Source organism: Shewanella inventionis, assembly GCF_019931735.1.
GTDB classification, from domain to species: domain Bacteria; phylum Pseudomonadota; class Gammaproteobacteria; order Enterobacterales; family Shewanellaceae; genus Shewanella; species Shewanella inventionis.
Genome location: NZ_CP082926.1, coordinates 2,199,431 through 2,216,563, shown reverse-complemented (window position 1 = coordinate 2,216,563; position 17,133 = coordinate 2,199,431). Strand labels below are relative to the sequence as shown.

The following is a 17,133-nucleotide window of genomic DNA, read 5'->3' as shown; positions in this document are numbered from 1 at the left end:
TGCTAAACAAATAATAATGAGATTTAAACTGATATACGGCATCGCCGATGGGGTATATATAAAGCGCGATATTGTAAGGATTTCTGGCTTATTTATCAACCTATCAACATGCTTTGCTGGTGCAATAAAAACCGCACCAGCAAAGTAACGGCTTTTAAGCCTTTAAATAATTAAGAATATAATCAAGTCCGCCAGTTATTGCGGCGACTTGTGCGTCGTTACATTGCTGCTCGGTAACGTGTGGGCTGTCTGGGTAGACCTCTGTGGTGGTATTAAAGTGGTTGTTGGTAATGCCTGCGCACAGGCTGAGTTTTTTTACCGGATAATTTATCACCCCAAACTGCTCTATTGGCACTTCAATCAATTGGCCGTTATCGTCTGGTGCTATGTGGGTCACTTTTGCTACCGCATCAATGATCGCTTTTTGAAACTCTGGGGTGGGATTATCGCTGTCGCCCACTAAATAAAAACCATCAGGAATAATGCCTTTTTCGTATTCAACGCCATCACGGGCTGACAGTAGAGGTCTAAATTCTAACTCGTCGGTATCGGTGGTTTCGTGCAAATCAATATGAGCATAAACCTCGCCTAATGTGGCTACAAATGCCATAAGATTGGCCGACTCCTCGGCTGGACTATTGGCATAAAATGAGCGATTAGGATCTATCGCCTTTGGGTTCCAGCGGTTAATGGTTTCATATCCCCATGGGCTGACACACGGTGCCACGGCTATATTAAAATACTGACTGTAATGCTCAGCCTTGGTGGCTAAAAATTGGATTGCACCATGAACGCCACTGGTTTCGTACCCGTGTACGCCGCCGGTGACTAAAACGGTCTTTTTGTTGCTGTCCCAGTTAGGCGATTTAAACCCAAATAACGGATATTTGTCAGCATCATAAGATAATGCGCCGTATTGCACTTGTTCAAACTGGTTTGCGAGCGGCGTTAATTTGCTAACCACTTCGTCTTGATATGAGCGCTTAATAGTCACTTGGGCTAGCCATTGGGCTTTGTCTGCATCGGTCCATTTTTGTCCTGGTGTGCCGATTGGGTATACGGTCGATTGTGTCATAAAACCTCTTTTTTAATTGTAGATTTAGGCTTGGTCAATATGACCAGAGAAATGCCAAATAAAATAATGCTGGCGCACATTATTAGATGAACGCTCAGTTGCTCGCCAACAAAGATGACGCCACCCAGTGCCGCAATAATCGGTACGCTCAGTTGCAATACCGCAGCCTGAGTGGAGTGTAGACCGCGTAATGCTTGATACCATAATGCGTACCCTATTGAGGAGGCTAGGCCACCAGAAAGTATGGCTAACAGCACCCCTTTGCCACTGAGTTGCACAGATATGTTATTTTCAACAGGGGTAAACACTTGTATAAGCCAGACGGTCAATATCATTAGCAGCACCAAGGGCAAGGTTAAAATAAAATTAACACCTGTAGTAAACAGTGGCCGAGTAGCGCCTTTACCTAACAGCGTATAACCGCCCCATGCACAACCACTGATAGCCATAAGCACCATGCCAGTGATTGATAACTCGCCATTAGTTACCCCCACGCTCGGCCAGACTAAATAGCCAAAACCGCCAAACGCAACTAATGCGCCAAGGATTTCTAGCCGGTTTAAGCGGTGTCCTTGTATGTAACTTATCAACATCATGCTTATCTGGACTGCTGCAAACAAAATAAGCGCGCCTGTTGCAGTGTCGAGCAACACATAAGCGTACGAAAAAGCAATGGCATAAATAAACAACAGCAACGGAGCAAGATTGCTAGCATGAGCAACTGTTGGCTTTGATGATGTTGATGGCATTAGCAACATTATCGCCCCTAACACTATAGCCCCAGAGGCCAAACGAATAGCGGTAAAACTGCTGGGGTCAATTAACGTTGCGGTGTTATCGCTTGATAATGCCATTCGAGCTAATACGGAGTTAGCCGCAAAAGCGATTAATGCCATCATGGTATAACAAACCACTGCAACACGGGAAAGAGGCGTAAGTGACGGCATGAATATGGATCCAGAGTTGAGGTTATTTAGTCTTTTTTTTGAAGCTAAATTTATTGACGAACCAATAAATAACAGCGATTTGCTGTGCCTGCGTTAAACCAAAATAAATACAAATCCACGGTGATATCAGTAAAAACCAAGGTAACGTGGCGGTGGAGCGTCCCGAAAAAAACAGGTACAAAAAACCTGAGTAAATAATCAATACCCCTAAGATCCCCACGATAAGCATGATCTTTTTTAATATTTGTTCTAATTTTGCCACGTGATAAACCTCAACTCAGGATAAGAGATGTATAAAAATCCACGTTCATTCGTTGATTCATCTCTAAAATGAAAAAGTCACGCCGAGCATAAGCTCGGCGTGACTGCATCATAACAAATGGTATAAGCCAAATACCACCGTTCTATAAACGGATACCGCCATCAATTTCAAATACGCGGCCGTTAACATAATCATTTTCAATGATAAAACGAACCGTTGAGGCAATCTCTTCTGGCTGACCTAAACGCCCTACTGGTACCATTTTTTCTAAGCGCTCTAGCGCTTCAGGTTTCATGGCTGCGGTCATTTCTGTGGCAATCACACCGGGGGCGACTGCGGCGCTGCGAATATTATAACGCGCTAGCTCTTTTGCCCAACCCACCGACATTGCCGCCACGCCAGCTTTAGAGGCTGAGTAATTTGATTGACCCATATTGCCAGATTTAGCCAGACTAGAAATGTTAATGATAACGCCGGCTTGCTTGGTTTCAATCATCGCTGCTGCGGCTTCACGGCCACATAAAAAACTGCCCGTTAAGTTAACATTAATGACTGACTGAAATTGTTGGTATGACATGCGGTCGGTAACGACGCCATCTTTGGCTTTAACCATTAAGCCGTCACGTAAAATGCCGGCGTTATTGATAAGCACATTGACTTGCCCAAAGTCTTCAACAATATATTTAAACCCGGCAACCACATCTTCTTCGTCGGTAATATCTAAGGCATAGCCTTGTACTTCAGTCGTTGCGCCTAAATCAGCACAAGCTTGCTCAAGCTTGGTTTGGTCAACATCGATAAGCGCCAATTTAGCCCCTTGGGCAGCTAAATCATGGGCCATAGCCAGACCTAAACCACCCGCTCCGCCAGTAATGACGACAACCTTATCTTTTAATTCCATCAACTGAATCCTTTATTTTTTCTTTGAAAACTGTTCAAAAATGCTCGAAAAATCTCGACTACCATTACCTTGGCGAGCATGGTTTACATATAAACTGCGGGCAAGAGAGCCCATTGGGGTACTTGAGTTAGATGCAAGTGCAGCCTGTTGCGATAGGCCTAAATCTTTCACCATAAGGTCGACCATAAAGCCGCCTTGATAGTCTTTAGATGACGGCACATTTTCCATCACGCCTGGACATGGGTTGTATTTTTCAAGTGTCCAGTTACCGCCGCTGCTGACTTTCATGATATCAGACAATACTTTAGGATCTAAGCCATTATCTAAGCCTAATTGGATTGACTCGCTAGTGCCCACCATTAATACCGATAACAGCATGTTATTACAAATTTTGGCAACTTGCCCAGCGCCAACGCTACCTGCATGAAAAATATTGCCGCCCATCACCTTCAGCACAGTTTGCGCTTTGGCATAAGCATTATCAGAACCACCACAAATAAAGGTTAGTGTACCTGCCGCCGCCCCTGCTGTACCACCCGAGACTGGCGCATCCATAAACTCTATGCCCTTCTCAGCAGCTTTAGCACCCACTAAACGCGCGCTGTCTGCATCAATGGTTGAGCAATCAATTAATAAGGCTTGCTTGGGCACCACATCAAGTAAACCTTTGTTGTCATCATCGCCTATGTACAAACCTCGCACATGTTTACCTGCTGGCAACATGGTAATGACAAAATCAGCTGACGCCGCCGCGCCACAGGCGGTTTTGGCGCTTAATGCACCTTGAGAAGTGAGCGCGTCTACTGCTGCTGGGTTTAAGTCAAATACTGTGACTGTCATGCCCGCTTTAATTAAGTTGGCTGCCATTGGGCCGCCCATATTACCTAAACCAATAAATGCTACTGTTGCCATGATAATAATCCTTATTAAGTAAAGTCAGCTAATGGGTGGTTAGTGGCGGGCCAAGGGGAGCAAGTCAATTGCTCAACTTTAGTTTGCGGCACCGCATTAACGTCGCTAAATAGCCATTTAGGTTGGCGATCTTTATCAATGAGTAATGCTCGAACCCCTTCGCAAAAGTCTCCCATTGAGCAACAATTAACACTCACGCCAAGCTCCCACTGAAAGCATTGTGCCAAACTAAGCTCTGTACCAAGTTGAGCTTGAGCAAAAATTAAATGCCAACTCAATGGGCTGCCGGCTAAAGCGGTTTTTTGAGCCCGCTGTAGCCATTCAAGTTCTGTATTTAAGCTGGATAATTGGTGATGAACATCGTGTATATCACCCGACATTAACAAGTCGATTTCTACTTGAAATTGCTGTAAATGGCTTTTGGGTAACGTTGCTAAATGCGGCGCAGTCATTTGGGTTAACAAATCGGTTAATATTTGGTGGTTGAGTTGACTGTTTTGGCTCCAGTTAAGTTCGGCCATGGCATCAAATAATGGCTCTTTTTCATCACTGTTTAAATAATGATTACCGAGCTCAACATACAAGGCATCGCTCGCGTTCATATTGTAAGCGGTTAAGCCTAAAAACAGCCCCGTTTTACCTGGCATGCGATTTAAAAAGTAACTGCCGCCTACATCTGGATATAAACCAATGGTGACTTCTGGCATGGCAATTCGGCTGCGTTCGGTCACGATGCGATGGCTACTCCCTGCCATTAATCCAAGGCCGCCGCCCATCACAATGCCGTCGCCCCACACCAAAACAGGCTTACCAAATTGATGCAGTAAGTAGTCGAGTTGGTATTCTTGAGTGAAAAACCCACAGGCTTCATCAGTGATATTGTTAGGATTAGCAATCGATGCATGATAAATCGCGCGCACATCGCCGCCGGCGCAAAATGCCTTTTCGCCTGCACCTTGTAACACCACACAGGCAATACTGTTGTCAGATTGCCAGCGGGTTAATTGGGTTTGCATTGCCGCAACCATATCAAGGGTTAATGCATTGAGTGCTTTTTCAATATTAAGGGTCACGATGCCAATTGATTGGCCAGAAAGCGTGCCTAATGTTTGAAATATTACGTCTTGAGTCATTAGCGGTTCTTCCAAATTGGGGCGCGTTTTTGTAAAAAGGCGTTCACACCTTCAGCTTGATCTTCTGTGTCAAATAACCCCACAAATAGCTCTCGCTCAAGGGGTAATGCTTGAGTGCGCGGCATATGTCGCCCAGCTTGAATCAAGGTTTTGCACACACTCACACTGCTAGGTGATTGTTTAGCCACTTTAGCGGCAAGTGCCACTGCAGCATCAAGGGCCTGGCCTTTTTCAACCACTTCTTCTACTAAACCAATTTTTTCAGCTTTGGCTGCATCAATGCGTTCACCACATAAAATCATACGTTTAGCCCAGCCCTCGCCCACTAATGCTGTGAGGTTTTGGGTGCCACCAGCACAGGGCAATAACCCTACGGTGGCTTCAGGCAGTGCCATTTGCGCTTGTGACTCTGCAATGCGAATATCGCACGCTAAGGCCACTTCTAGGCCGCCGCCCATGGTATAACCGTTAATGGCGGCAATAGACACACCACGAAACGCGCTAAGGGTTTCAAAGGCTTCACCAAAATGTTTTGCCATGGTGGCTGCATTGCCTTTATCGCCATCGGCAAATAAATTTAAATCTGCCCCTGCTGAAAAAAACTTTTCGCCCTGACCTGTAATAACAAGCGCATAGATGTCTTTGTTTTGGTTTAACTTAGTAATGGTTTGCTTTAGCAATTGCAAACTGTCTGCTGTCCAGGTATTGGCTGGCGGGTTGTTGAGCGTCAAGATGGCCGTATGGCCAACAATATGTTCAATGATTGCGGTGTTTGCTGTCATCATATTATGTCCTTATATTCACCTAAGAAGGTGATGAAATCTTGGTATTGTGAGTCGTTAATCGATTACAAAATCGGATGAGCGTTTTCATCGAGTAAACGACGGGCAATAATCAGGCGCATAATTTCGTTAGTGCCTTCTAAAATCTGATGAACTCGAACATCACGGAAATGGCGCTCTAGTGGGTATTCACGAATGTAGCCATAACCACCATGGATTTGCAGGGCACTGTCACACACCTGAAAACCTACATCGGTCGCAAAGCGTTTTGCCATGGCGCAATAGGCGCTGGCTTCAGGGTCTTGTGTGTCGAGTTTAAATGCCGCTAAACGTACCATTTGGCGAGCAGCCACTAACTCGGTGGCCATGTCTGCCAGTTTAAATTGCAGGGCTTGAAACGCCGCAAGCGGTTTACCAAATTGCTTACGCTCGTTCATGTATTGTGTCGCGCGCGTTAATGCGGCCTGAGCTGTGCCAATAGAACAGGTGGCAATGTTAATACGTCCACCATCGAGGCCTTTCATGGCAAAGGTAAAGCCCTGGCCTTCATCACCCAGTAAGTTGGCTACAGGTACACGCACGTTTTCAAAGCTAATTAGTCTGGTTGGTTGGGCGTTCCAGCCCATTTTATCTTCGGCTTTGCCATAGGTTATGCCAGCGGCATCTGCCGGTACCGCAATGGCAGAAATGCCTTTAGGCCCGGCTTCACCTGTACGGCACATCACAACAAGTAACTCGGTTTCGCCAGCACCTGAGATAAACATTTTTGACCCCGTGATCAGGTAGTCGTCGCCTTCTCGCACGGCTTTAGTTTGCAGTGAGGCTGCATCGCTGCCCGCACCAGGCTCAGTTAAGCAATATGAGGCTAACAGTTGACCTGTGGTTAAGCCTTCTGACCACTGTTTACGTAGCGTTTCGCTGCCCCAGGTGGTTACCATCCAGGTCGCCATATTATGAATAGTTAACATGGCAGTGGTGGCCGTACAGCCTTGGGATAGTTCTTCAAAAATAATGGAAGCATCTAAACGAGATAAGCCCATACCGCCCTGTGACTCTGGCGAGTACAAAGAACAAAAACCCAGCTCACCTGCTTTTTGAATCACATCTTTGGGGAAATGGTGTTCTTCATCCCATTTGGCGGCAAATGGAGCGAGTTCTTCTGCGGCAAACTGGCGGGCTAAGTCAGCAAACTGGCGCTGATCTTCGTTTAAATTAAAATCCATGTTGGACTCCTAATATTGTTTTGGATGACTCTTGGGTCACTTTATGGCTTGTTCACCTACCGCTTAAGCGGCTTAGCATGTATTACTGAGCAGTAACACTATGGGCAAATCAAGCAGGTCTTGTTGTGTTTAGCCAATAATGTTTGCCGCGATAAATAAAATATATCGCGGCATATATGACGCTTATTTAAGGTTGATGCTCATGTTAGGGCCGCTAACGGCTTCTGAGTCGAACCAGCGGGTTGTGATGGTTTTTGTTTCTGTGCAAAAACGCACCGCTTGTTTGCCATAAGCGTGTTGGTCACCATAAAAGCTGCCTTTCCAGCCAGTGAAAGAGAAAAAGGGTAATGGCACAGGAATGGGCACGTTAATACCCACTTGGCCGACTTCAATTTCATGCTGGTATTTGCGCGCTGCGCCACCCGATGCGGTAAAGATTGAAGTACCATTGCCGTATGGGCTGTTGTTCACAAGCTCGATGGCATCGTCTAATGTTTCGGCTTCCATACAACACAACACAGGGCCAAAAATTTCTTCTTTGTAGATGCTCATGTCTGTGGTGACATTGGTAAACATGGTTGGTCCAACCCAGTTACCAGACTCGTAACCGGCAACCGTAAAGTCACTCCCATCAAGTAAACACTCAGCCCCTTCAGCTTTACCTTGAGCAATGAGTTTTAACACGCGCGCTTTGGCGGCAGGGCTGATTACTGGGCCATAAGCGGCATCTTTATCGTTCCATAATCCTGGGCGAACTTTAGCAAGCGCCTCTTTTAACTCTGGGATCCACTCTTTAGCTTTACCAACAAACACGGCAACCGATATCGCCATACAACGTTGACCAGCCGCCCCTACTGAAGCCCCTACCATATTGTTGATGACTTGCTGTTTGTTAGCATCTGGCATAATGACACAGTGGTTTTTGGCGCCAGCAAAGGCTTGCACGCGTTTTAGATTGTCTGTGCCCGTTTTATAAATATATTGGCCAACGCCTACTGAGCCGACAAACGATATGGCTTTAATGGCAGGATCAGTGAGTAACATGTCTACAGCTGTTTTGTCTCCATGAATGAGCTGCAATACGCCTTTAGGCGCGCCCGCCTCCACAAACAGCTCAACTAAGCGCTGTGGCGTCATAGGATCTTGCTCAGAAGGCTTTAAAATAAACGTGTTACCGCATGCGATGGATAATGGGAACATCCATAATGGGATCATCGCGGGGAAGTTAAACGGGGTAATACCTGCACACACACCTAATGGTTGAGTGTAGCTGTAGGTGTCAATATTACGTGCGACGTTTTCAACTGTTTCGCCCATCATTAATGACGCCACGTTGCAGGCATGTTCAGCCACTTCAATACCGCGCCACACATCGCCTTTGGCATCTTCAAAGGTTTTACCGGTTTCTTGGGCTAAAATAGTTGCTAGTTCGTCATGATGCTCTTTGAGTAAATGCTGGTATCGCAACATCACGCGTGCACGCTCTGAGACAGGCACTTCTTTCCAGGTTTTAAAGGCTTCTTTGGCACTGTGAATGGCCAACTCAACTTCGGCGGTAGTGGCACAATTTATTTTAGCGATAACGCTGTTATTAGCAGGGTTTGTCACATCAATATTGCGCTCGCCGCTGCCATGAGTAAATTCGCCATCAATGTAGTGCTTAACTTGTGTGATCATTTTGCTTTCCTCGATCCTTGAACTGTTTGGTGAGCTAGGCTCACGCATATTGAGTAACTGCACAGGTGACGTGATTATTGTTTTACTCACATTAACGTGGTTGTATTACGTCTACCTGTACAGCGGTCTTGTTGAACGTGTTTATTTACACTTCAATGGCCATGGCTGTTGCTTCGCCGCCACCGATACACAGTGAAGCAACGCCGCGCTTAAGGCCTCGTGCTTTTAGTGCATAAATTAGGGTGACGAGTAATCGCGCTCCTGAGCAACCAATTGGGTGTCCTAACGCACATGCGCCACCATTAACGTTGACCTTACTGGCATCTAACCCCAGCTCAGATACCGCTAGCATGGTCACCATGGCAAAGGCTTCGTTGATTTCATATAAGTCAACATCGTCTTTATTCCACTGTACTTTATCGAACAATTTTTGCATGGCGCCAACTGGAGCGGTAGTAAACAGAGACGGTTCTTGCGAATGCGTTGTATGGCCTTTAATGGTTGCCATAACCGTTAATCCTAACTCTGTTGCTTTGGCGCGAGTCATTAGCATTAAGGCTGCTGCGCCGTCGGAAATTGAGCTTGAATTAGCTGCGGTGATGGTGCCGTCTTTGGCAAATGCTGGGCGCAAGGTGGGGATTTTTTCAGGACGCGCATTGCCAGGTTGTTCATCTGTGTCGACGGTAATATCGCCACGTCGCGTAGTCACAGTAACGGGAACCACTTCATCTTTAAACGCACCGGAGTTAATTGCTGCGTTGGCTTTTTCAAGCGAGCTTAATGCAAACGCGTCCATTTGCTCGCGAGTTAAGCCAAAATCATCGGCCGTTTTTTGAGCGAACGTGCCCATCGCGCCACCGGTATAAGCGTCTTCTAGACCATCTAAAAACATATGGTCCATCACCTTGCCGTGACCCATACGCATACCGCTACGGGCTTTATCTAGCAAGTATGGCGCCTGGCTCATGCTTTCCATGCCGCCGGCGATAACAAGGTTACTGCTACCGGCTTTAATTAAATCATGGGCTAACATGACGGTTTTCATACCAGAACCACATACTTTATTGACAGTGGTTGCCCCAACACTTAAGGGTAAGCCTGCGCCTAGTGTTGCTTGACGAGCAGGCGCCTGGCCAAGGCCTGCTGGTAATACACAGCCCATAAGTACTTCATCAATACTGTCGGCTTTAATACCCGTTTGTGCCAAAAGGCCTTTGATAGCATTAGCGGCTAACACGGGTGATGCGACTTCAGACAGCGCACCTTGAAACCCACCCATTGGGGTACGTTTAGCTGCAACAATAACGATATCTTGACCTGTTTGTTCTGTACTCATAACCACTCCTAAATCTGTGCACATAAAAATCAACAACACTATTACACCACTTTGACGTTGACGCTAACGTAAAGCAAGTAAAAAGTGATCAAATTTGTAATGTTGATCTTATGAGGTTGTCATTGAAGATTTACACTTGTTGGTAAAATCAGAATTGTTGTAGATAAGCTTATGTTTTAATGAAGATAAAACCATCAAGGTTTTAATGGGGGAGTGAATTTAAGGGCCGTTTACACTTTAGTCTACAGGCATAAAAAAGCCGCGAGTATTGCGGCTTTGAATTTACACAAGGATTATGCTTTTTTGTTTTCCCAGGGGGTTTTTGCGCTCATGTCGGTTAAATCATAAGGGGTTAACTGATACACATAATAGTTCAGCCAATTACTCACTAACAAACTGCCATGGCTATGCCAACGTGCAATAGGCTCTTGGGTTGGGTCATCGTTTCGGTAATAATTTTGCGGTATATCAGGGTTTAACCCTTGGCCTAAATCGCGATTATATTCATCATTTAATGTGCCTTTTTGATATTCAGGATGGCCCATTACAAACAAATTGCGATTGTCACGGCTTAACACAATATAGGCGCCCGCTTGCTCTGACTCAGCTAACACTTCAATATCAGCATGTTGACGAAGCTCTTCTATGTTCATTTCGGCAAAGCGCGAATGAGGCGCATAAAACTCGTCATCAAAGCCTCTAAGCAAAGGGTGTGGATCGCTGGTGCGAGTGTGATTAAACACCCCTGAGCGTTTATTTTGTAGCAGTTGGCGCTTTAAACCATATAAGTGGTACAAACCGGCATGAGCAGCCCAACACAAAAATAAAACGGAAGTCACGTGATGTTGTGACCAATCAATAATTTCGCGGATATGGTCCCAATACACCACATCTTTAAAATCAATTTGCCCTAAGGGGGCGCCGGTAATAATTAATCCATCGTAATTATTATGACGAACATCTTCAAAGTCACGATAAAAGGTGTTCATGTGATCAACCGAAGTATGCTTTGACTCTTTGTCGTGAATACGCAATAAGTCCACGCCGACTTGCAAAGGAGTATTGCCTAACAACCTAAGCAGTTGGGTCTCTGTCTCAATTTTATTGGGCATTAAATTCAAGATTAATACCCTCATTGGACGAATGTCCTGATTAGCCGCTCGGGTTTCAGACATCACGAAAATATTTTCAGACTCTAAAATACCTGCAGCAGGGAGATTATCTGGAATTCGAACCGGCATACGACTCACCTTTGGGTTAATGGAACACAAACAACGGGTGCATTGGTAATAACGTTTAACTAAACAAATGACTGTGTGGAACAGATCACAAATTTACATTCTGCACATCTGAGCATCAGTTAACTTTGCCAAGGTGTTTTAATGGCTTAATCTGTTAAGCACAACGGCTAAACATCAATAGTGACACACGTTGTCATTTATTTTGTTAATCATACACAAGGATGTCTAGAAGTCTACACGTCTTAAGTTGAATTTTTTTCGTTCTTGTTATCAAGCGGCAATATTTCTATTATGAGCCATTGATAATAATGAGGTTAACTATGTCTGCTGCGACAGCAATGATTATTGGTGCAAGCTCTGCACTTAGCCAAGCACTTGCGGCGCAATTATCGGCACAAAATGTGTCGTTGGTGCTATTTGTTAATGATCCAGAAGCGATTAAACCATTTAGCTTAAGTCTTCCTGGTGAAGTCAGCATATATCCATTAACTATCGACCAGCCACACACTTTAATTGCGCAGCTTAACCAGGCATGGGAGAAGCATAACGGTGCCCATTTAGTGATAGTCAATACGGGCGTTAACGAATATGACCCTGCTTTGCCCTGGTCTATTGACCAACATACGATTGACGTTAATGTGATGGGCTTTGCCGCTGCGAGCCAGTGTATTTTTAAATTGATGTGTCAGCAAGGTTATGGCCAATTAGCAGCAATAAACTCTATTGCAGGACAACGCGGAGGCCCTAATGTGGCTTATCACGCTTCTAAAGCATTTGCTGCAAACTATCTGCAAGGGTTAAGTATGCACGCGCAGCGCTTAAAATTGCCTGTGACCATCAGCGATATTCAGCTTGGGTTATTTGATAAAGCGGTGCACTTAAATACCAAGTTATTATTGTCGCCCATTGATAACGTAGCCGAGCAAATATTAACGGCACTGAAAAAGGGAAAACGCCGAGTGTATGTTACCAAGCGCTGGCGTATTGTGGCGTGGATAAACAGAATGTTGCCTGAATATATCTACAATACCCGCCATTGGAAACCAAGAAAGAAACGCGGTTAATCTGAATGATATAATATAGGTATATAACAAAACAGGAACCTGCGGGTTCCTGTTTTTGTTGCAACGAATAGCTGATGCTAATCAACTACAGTTAGAAGGTATATCCCACACTAACCATATACACCCATGGGTCGATATCGGTTTCAACAACCACATGATCGGCACCCAAATCGAAACTGACATCAGTAGAAATTTGCGCATACCATACAGATGCGTTAACCAACCAATTTTTATCAATTTGATAATCAAGCCCCACCTGTGCAGCCACGCCCCAAGAATTTGACATGGACAAATTATCTAACCCTAAATCTTTGGCACCTTGATTGAAATCATTGTCAAAAAAGTTAGTAAAATTAACCCCAACACCAACATATGGACGAAGCGCAGACTGAGCATTGCCAAAATAATATTGAGCAACTAACGTGGGTGGCAAATGCTTGGTGTTTGCAATCACACCTAACTCACCAAGGGACACATCATGACTAAATGGCGTCGCCGCTAATAGCTCAACCGCAACATTATCAGTGAGCATATAACCAAAGTTTAGGCCTAACTGTGTGTTGTTATTCACACTAAACTCAGCGATACCCGCAACGACTGGGCTTGACTCACTTGGGGCAACCGTTGCACTACCTGCACGTACAATAATATCTCCAGCTTGATGAGCGGCAACACCAAAAGATAAACCAGCACAAAGCAACGAAGCAGCAACTAAACCTAGGGTAATTTTATTATTCATTTTAACACTCCATAACAGCAATAATCAGATGAAACTCTGTAACATTCTTAACAATTGCCGCTAACCTACCTAAGTTGTTCATTAACATTATTGATTTAGATCAATAAAGCTGCAGTACCTCTATGTGGGTACCACCATGCTTGCATTAGACATGATGCAGATCACAAAAAAACAGCAAAAGAGATAAAAGATGCATTTAAAAGTTAGCTTATTGGGTGGAGATCACGGGGGGACGATGGCATGAGGATACAATTAACAACCACTCATGCCATCGTTAGTTAATACTGTTGCGGAAGAAGACTAATACTTGTAGCAAAACCTAACTGGCGTCATGTTGTTGTTCTGGCGCGGCATTGGCAAACGCGGCTAATTGGTCGCAAGTTTGTGCAATGCGGACAATGTTAGGAAAGTTATCAAGCGGTACATTAAAACGTTTTGCGTTGTATACCTGTGGTACCAAACAAATGTCGGCCAGCGTTGGCGTGTCGCCAAAACAAAAAATGCCCGAATGCTGTGATAACTGCTCCTCTAACGCAGTAAATCCCACGACGATCCAGTGATGATACCAGCGCATTTTGTCTGTGTCAGACACGCCCATTTCGTTCACAAGGTATTGCAAGACGCGTAAGTTATCTAACGGATGAATTTCGCAAGCAATGGCTTGTGCCATGCCTCGCACGATGGCGCGATGCTCAATGTTACTGGGCAATAAAGGGGTTTGTGGGTATTTTTCTTCTAGGTATTCAATGATGGCTAATGATTGCGATAAATTAAGTTCGCCGTTAGCACCATTATCCACTAAGGTTGGCACTAAGTGTTGCGGATTTAACTGATGGTATGCTTGAGAGTGCTGCTCACCGCCGTTATTGACCAAATGAACTGAAATATGCTCTGCTGATAACTGTTTTAAATTTAACGCTATACGCACACGATACGCCGCACTTGAGCGCCAATATCCATAGAGTTTCATATCGATTTCCTATTTGATTTTTTCTACTAAAAATAAAAAGGCAATAACGAGGGTTCGCTACTGCCTTATTTCGTGATGAGTATTGAGTTATTTTATGCTTTATATTCAACAACTTTTTGGTCGATAGAACCAAAAATGCTCACGCCATTTTCATCAAACATTTCAATTCGAACAGTATCACCAAAATGCATAAATGGGGTTGATGCTTTGCCGTCGGCGATGATTTCTAGCATGCGCTTTTCGGCTAAACAACTTGAGCCAGCGCTGCGGTCATAGTTAGAAATCGTACCTGATCCAATAATAGCACCCGCGCCTAAAGGACGTGTTTTAGCCACATGAGACACCAACTGGCTAAAGTTAAATGTCATATCAACACCGGCATTTGGACGACCAAATAATTCGTTATTTAAATGCGTAACCAGCGGTAAATGCACCTTGCTGTCTTGCCACTTATCTCCAAGTTCATCAGGAGTGATAGCTACAGGAGAAAACGCACTTGATGGTTTAGATTGAAAAAAGCCAAAGCCTTTTGCAAGTTCGCCAGGGATCAAGTTACGCAGTGACACGTCGTTGACTAGCATCAGCAACTTGATGTGTTTAGCAGCATTGTCACTCGACACGCCCATGGCCACATCATCAGTAATAATGGCAATCTCCGATTCGAAATCGATGCCGTATTCTTCACTGGCCATTTCAATATTGGCTTTAGGTGCGATAAAGCTGTCTGAGCCACCTTGATACACTAATGGATCTGTCCAAAATGTTTCTGGCATTTCAGCACCACGTGCCTTTCTGACTAACTCAACATGATTAACGTAAGCACTGCCGTCAGCCCATTGATAAGCGCGAGGTAATGGCGATAAACAACGTGACTCATCAAAGGCAATAGCGTTGTCCATTTGACCGTCATTTAGCGCGTCATATAGCTCGCTCAGTTGCGGATACAATAAATCCCAAGCATCTAGTAACTGCTGCATGGTATGTGCAATGGCTGGCACAGCTACCGCTTTGGTCAAATCTTTACTAACTAACATCAATTGGCCGTCGCGACGTCCGTTGTGATAACTTGCAAGTTTCATTATTGCTCCTAAATTCTGGGTGGCATTCGCGCTGAGTCTCATTAGCTTGAATGGCTTAACTCACTCATTTTGACCATAGAAAGGCGAAAAATCCTAGAGTGTGCGGCAAATCACGTTTTGCCGGGGCAAATCATGATTTGTACATTATTATTTACAACGATAAAAAAGCCACAACAATGCTGGTTTACCGCACTGACAATGGCCAATTTGCCAGCAGTTAACTGGCAGTAAATCGTTACATTACTTTTTCTTACTTATGTCGTAATCGCGTAACTTATTGGCAATGGCGGTATGAGATACACCCAGTTTTTTGGCTAATTGCCGCGTACTTGGGTAAGCAGGATACAAGCGGCGTAATAAACCGGCCTCGTATTCTTTCATTGCTTCATCTAGGGTGCCTTCAAATTCTTCGTCAAAATAACCAAAGCCTTCAGCATAAGACGGCAGTTTAAGTTGCTCAACGGTCAACTCGGTAGAGCCATCCCACATCGACACGGCTCTAAAAATGGCATTTTTAAGCTGACGCACGTTACCTGGCCAGGCGTAAGTAAACAGATAGTCACGGCAGCTGGCAGAAATACGTCTAAGCGGGCTGGATAATTGTTGACTGTAGTGCTCTAAAAACATTTCGGTCAATGGGATAATGTCGACTCTTCGCTCACGTAGCGATGGCATGTGATAGCTCAGCACGTGAATGCGATAATATAAATCTTCTCTAAACTCGCCCGTTTGACAAAGCTCTGCGAGGTTTTTCTGGGTCGAGCAAATAATGCGTACATCGGCTCGCACTTCAACATCGCCACCAATGCGCCTAAAAGTACCGTCTTGTAATAAACGCAGCAACTTAACCTGAGCTGCTTTAGACATTTCGGCAATTTCATCTAAAAACACCGTACCGCCTTTGGCCTCTTCAAATAAGCCTCGTTTAACCACTGTGCCGTTAGTGACAAAACCAAAGAGCTCTTCTTCTGCCACACTGTCTGGCAAAGCGGCGCAGTTAATGGCAATAAAAGGATGTTCACGGCGCATACTGGCGTCGTGGCTCGCGCGGGCCATCAGTTCTTTACCTGTGCCTGTTTCGCCGGTAATTAACAGCGGCGCATCGAGCTGAGCCATACGTTTAGCTTGCTTTAACACGTCTTTCATTTTGTCGCTGTTGGCTAACACATTATCAAAACCTGTTGATTGATTTTGCAAAGCATTAAATTGCTTGCCAACTCTGGCGGGGGATTTAAGCGATATTACCGCACCGGCTAAAATAGTCGTGTCATTATCGTCAGGAAGATAAATAGGAAGCATTTCTGCTAAGTATTCATTGGAATTGATTTGCACTCGAGTTGCTTGAGCTAACACTGGGGTTTCACTCATCCAACGGGCAAAATTAAAACCTTGTACCCAGTGGTTAAGTGACTCGTCTACTACTTCATGTTCTGCCATATCTAGAGTGAGTAAGGCAGACTCATTGGCAATACGAATACGCCCTTTTGTGTCGGTTGAGAAAACAGAATCAGGTAACGTTTTAAGCAAGGTTTTTAGTGCGTAGTGCTCTTGTTCTGATGGCATAAAAGATACGGTGCGAACATCGTGTACACTTTCAACTTTACGAATTTGTGGCATCAGTTCACGCAAGGTTTCAAAGCTGATTTCTGCAAACTGCAAAAATAGGAACCCTTTATTACTGGCATCAATGGCGATTAAATTAATGCCATGTTTTTCAAGCACGACGAGGATGTCTTTCGCTAAACCAACGCGATCAATACAACTGACTTCCAAACGCATATGTAACGATTCC

General features: G+C 44.7%; 16 protein-coding genes. 1 reads left to right on the top strand and 15 read right to left on the bottom strand.

Going from position 1 to position 17,133, the window contains the following annotated elements:
- Window positions 1-154: 154 nt before the first annotated feature.
- The 11 genes from K8B83_RS09950 to metA form a co-directional block, all read right to left on the bottom strand.
- Window positions 155-1,075: a M14 family metallopeptidase gene (locus K8B83_RS09950; RefSeq protein WP_223419860.1), complete on the bottom strand. Its 921-nt coding sequence runs from the start codon at window positions 1,073-1,075 to the stop codon at window positions 155-157.
- Entirely contained in the window at window positions 1,072-2,022 is a 951-nt protein-coding gene (locus K8B83_RS09945) for a DMT family transporter (protein WP_223419858.1), read from the bottom strand. Before K8B83_RS09945 ends, K8B83_RS09950 begins: the two co-directional genes overlap by 4 nt.
- A gap of 22 nt (window positions 2,023-2,044) precedes the next feature.
- Entirely contained in the window at window positions 2,045-2,251 is a 207-nt protein-coding gene (locus tag K8B83_RS09940) for a hypothetical protein (protein WP_188739591.1), read from the bottom strand.
- A gap of 175 nt (window positions 2,252-2,426) precedes the next feature.
- Window positions 2,427-3,185, bottom strand: a complete 759-nt coding sequence (locus tag K8B83_RS09935; protein WP_188739503.1) for an SDR family oxidoreductase — start codon at window positions 3,183-3,185, stop codon at window positions 2,427-2,429.
- A 12-nt stretch (window positions 3,186-3,197) separates the two neighbouring features.
- Window positions 3,198-4,097 carry a 3-hydroxyisobutyrate dehydrogenase gene (gene mmsB, locus K8B83_RS09930; RefSeq protein ID WP_223419857.1) on the bottom strand — a complete coding sequence of 300 codons (900 nt, stop codon included), beginning with the start codon at window positions 4,095-4,097 and terminating at the stop codon, window positions 3,198-3,200.
- A gap of 14 nt (window positions 4,098-4,111) precedes the next feature.
- Window positions 4,112-5,230, bottom strand: a complete 1,119-nt coding sequence (locus tag K8B83_RS09925) for an enoyl-CoA hydratase/isomerase family protein (protein ID WP_223419855.1) — start codon at window positions 5,228-5,230, stop codon at window positions 4,112-4,114.
- A complete protein-coding gene (locus K8B83_RS09920) occupies window positions 5,230-6,012 on the bottom strand; it encodes an enoyl-CoA hydratase (RefSeq protein WP_223420044.1) in 783 nt (260 codons plus the stop codon). The genes K8B83_RS09925 and K8B83_RS09920 overlap by 1 nt, the downstream gene beginning before the upstream one ends.
- Before the next feature lie 65 nt (window positions 6,013-6,077).
- Window positions 6,078-7,235, bottom strand: coding sequence for an acyl-CoA dehydrogenase family protein (locus K8B83_RS09915; RefSeq protein WP_223419852.1), 1,158 nt, complete (start codon window positions 7,233-7,235; stop codon window positions 6,078-6,080).
- A gap of 183 nt (window positions 7,236-7,418) precedes the next feature.
- Window positions 7,419-8,912, bottom strand: a complete 1,494-nt coding sequence (locus K8B83_RS09910; RefSeq protein WP_188739507.1) for a CoA-acylating methylmalonate-semialdehyde dehydrogenase — start codon at window positions 8,910-8,912, stop codon at window positions 7,419-7,421.
- A 145-nt stretch (window positions 8,913-9,057) separates the two neighbouring features.
- Window positions 9,058-10,248 (bottom strand): thiolase family protein, encoded by a 1,191-nt coding sequence (locus K8B83_RS09905; RefSeq protein WP_223419849.1) that lies wholly within the window; start codon window positions 10,246-10,248, stop codon window positions 9,058-9,060.
- Between the two features lie 293 nt (window positions 10,249-10,541).
- The gene (gene metA, locus K8B83_RS09900) at window positions 10,542-11,489 is read right to left on the bottom strand and encodes a homoserine O-acetyltransferase MetA (RefSeq protein ID WP_188739509.1); all 948 of its coding nucleotides are present in this window, start codon (window positions 11,487-11,489) and stop codon (window positions 10,542-10,544) included.
- A 320-nt stretch (window positions 11,490-11,809) separates the two neighbouring features.
- Here metA and K8B83_RS09895 point away from each other — a divergent pair, with 320 nt between their 5' ends.
- Window positions 11,810-12,553: an SDR family NAD(P)-dependent oxidoreductase gene (locus K8B83_RS09895; RefSeq protein WP_223419846.1), complete on the top strand. Its 744-nt coding sequence runs from the start codon at window positions 11,810-11,812 to the stop codon at window positions 12,551-12,553.
- A gap of 91 nt (window positions 12,554-12,644) precedes the next feature.
- Here K8B83_RS09895 and ompW read toward each other — a convergent pair whose 3' ends face one another.
- The 4 genes from ompW to tyrR form a co-directional block, all read right to left on the bottom strand.
- Window positions 12,645-13,292 (bottom strand): outer membrane protein OmpW, encoded by a 648-nt coding sequence (gene ompW, locus K8B83_RS09890; RefSeq protein WP_188739511.1) that lies wholly within the window; start codon window positions 13,290-13,292, stop codon window positions 12,645-12,647.
- Between the two features lie 319 nt (window positions 13,293-13,611).
- The gene (gene maiA / locus K8B83_RS09885) at window positions 13,612-14,262 is read right to left on the bottom strand and encodes a maleylacetoacetate isomerase (protein ID WP_223419843.1); all 651 of its coding nucleotides are present in this window, start codon (window positions 14,260-14,262) and stop codon (window positions 13,612-13,614) included.
- Between the two features lie 92 nt (window positions 14,263-14,354).
- Complete coding sequence (locus K8B83_RS09880; protein ID WP_188739513.1) at window positions 14,355-15,341, bottom strand: fumarylacetoacetate hydrolase family protein; 987 nt, start codon at window positions 15,339-15,341, stop codon at window positions 14,355-14,357.
- A gap of 240 nt (window positions 15,342-15,581) precedes the next feature.
- Window positions 15,582-17,120 (bottom strand): transcriptional regulator TyrR, encoded by a 1,539-nt coding sequence (gene tyrR, locus K8B83_RS09875; protein ID WP_188739514.1) that lies wholly within the window; start codon window positions 17,118-17,120, stop codon window positions 15,582-15,584.
- Window positions 17,121-17,133 lie beyond the last annotated feature (13 nt).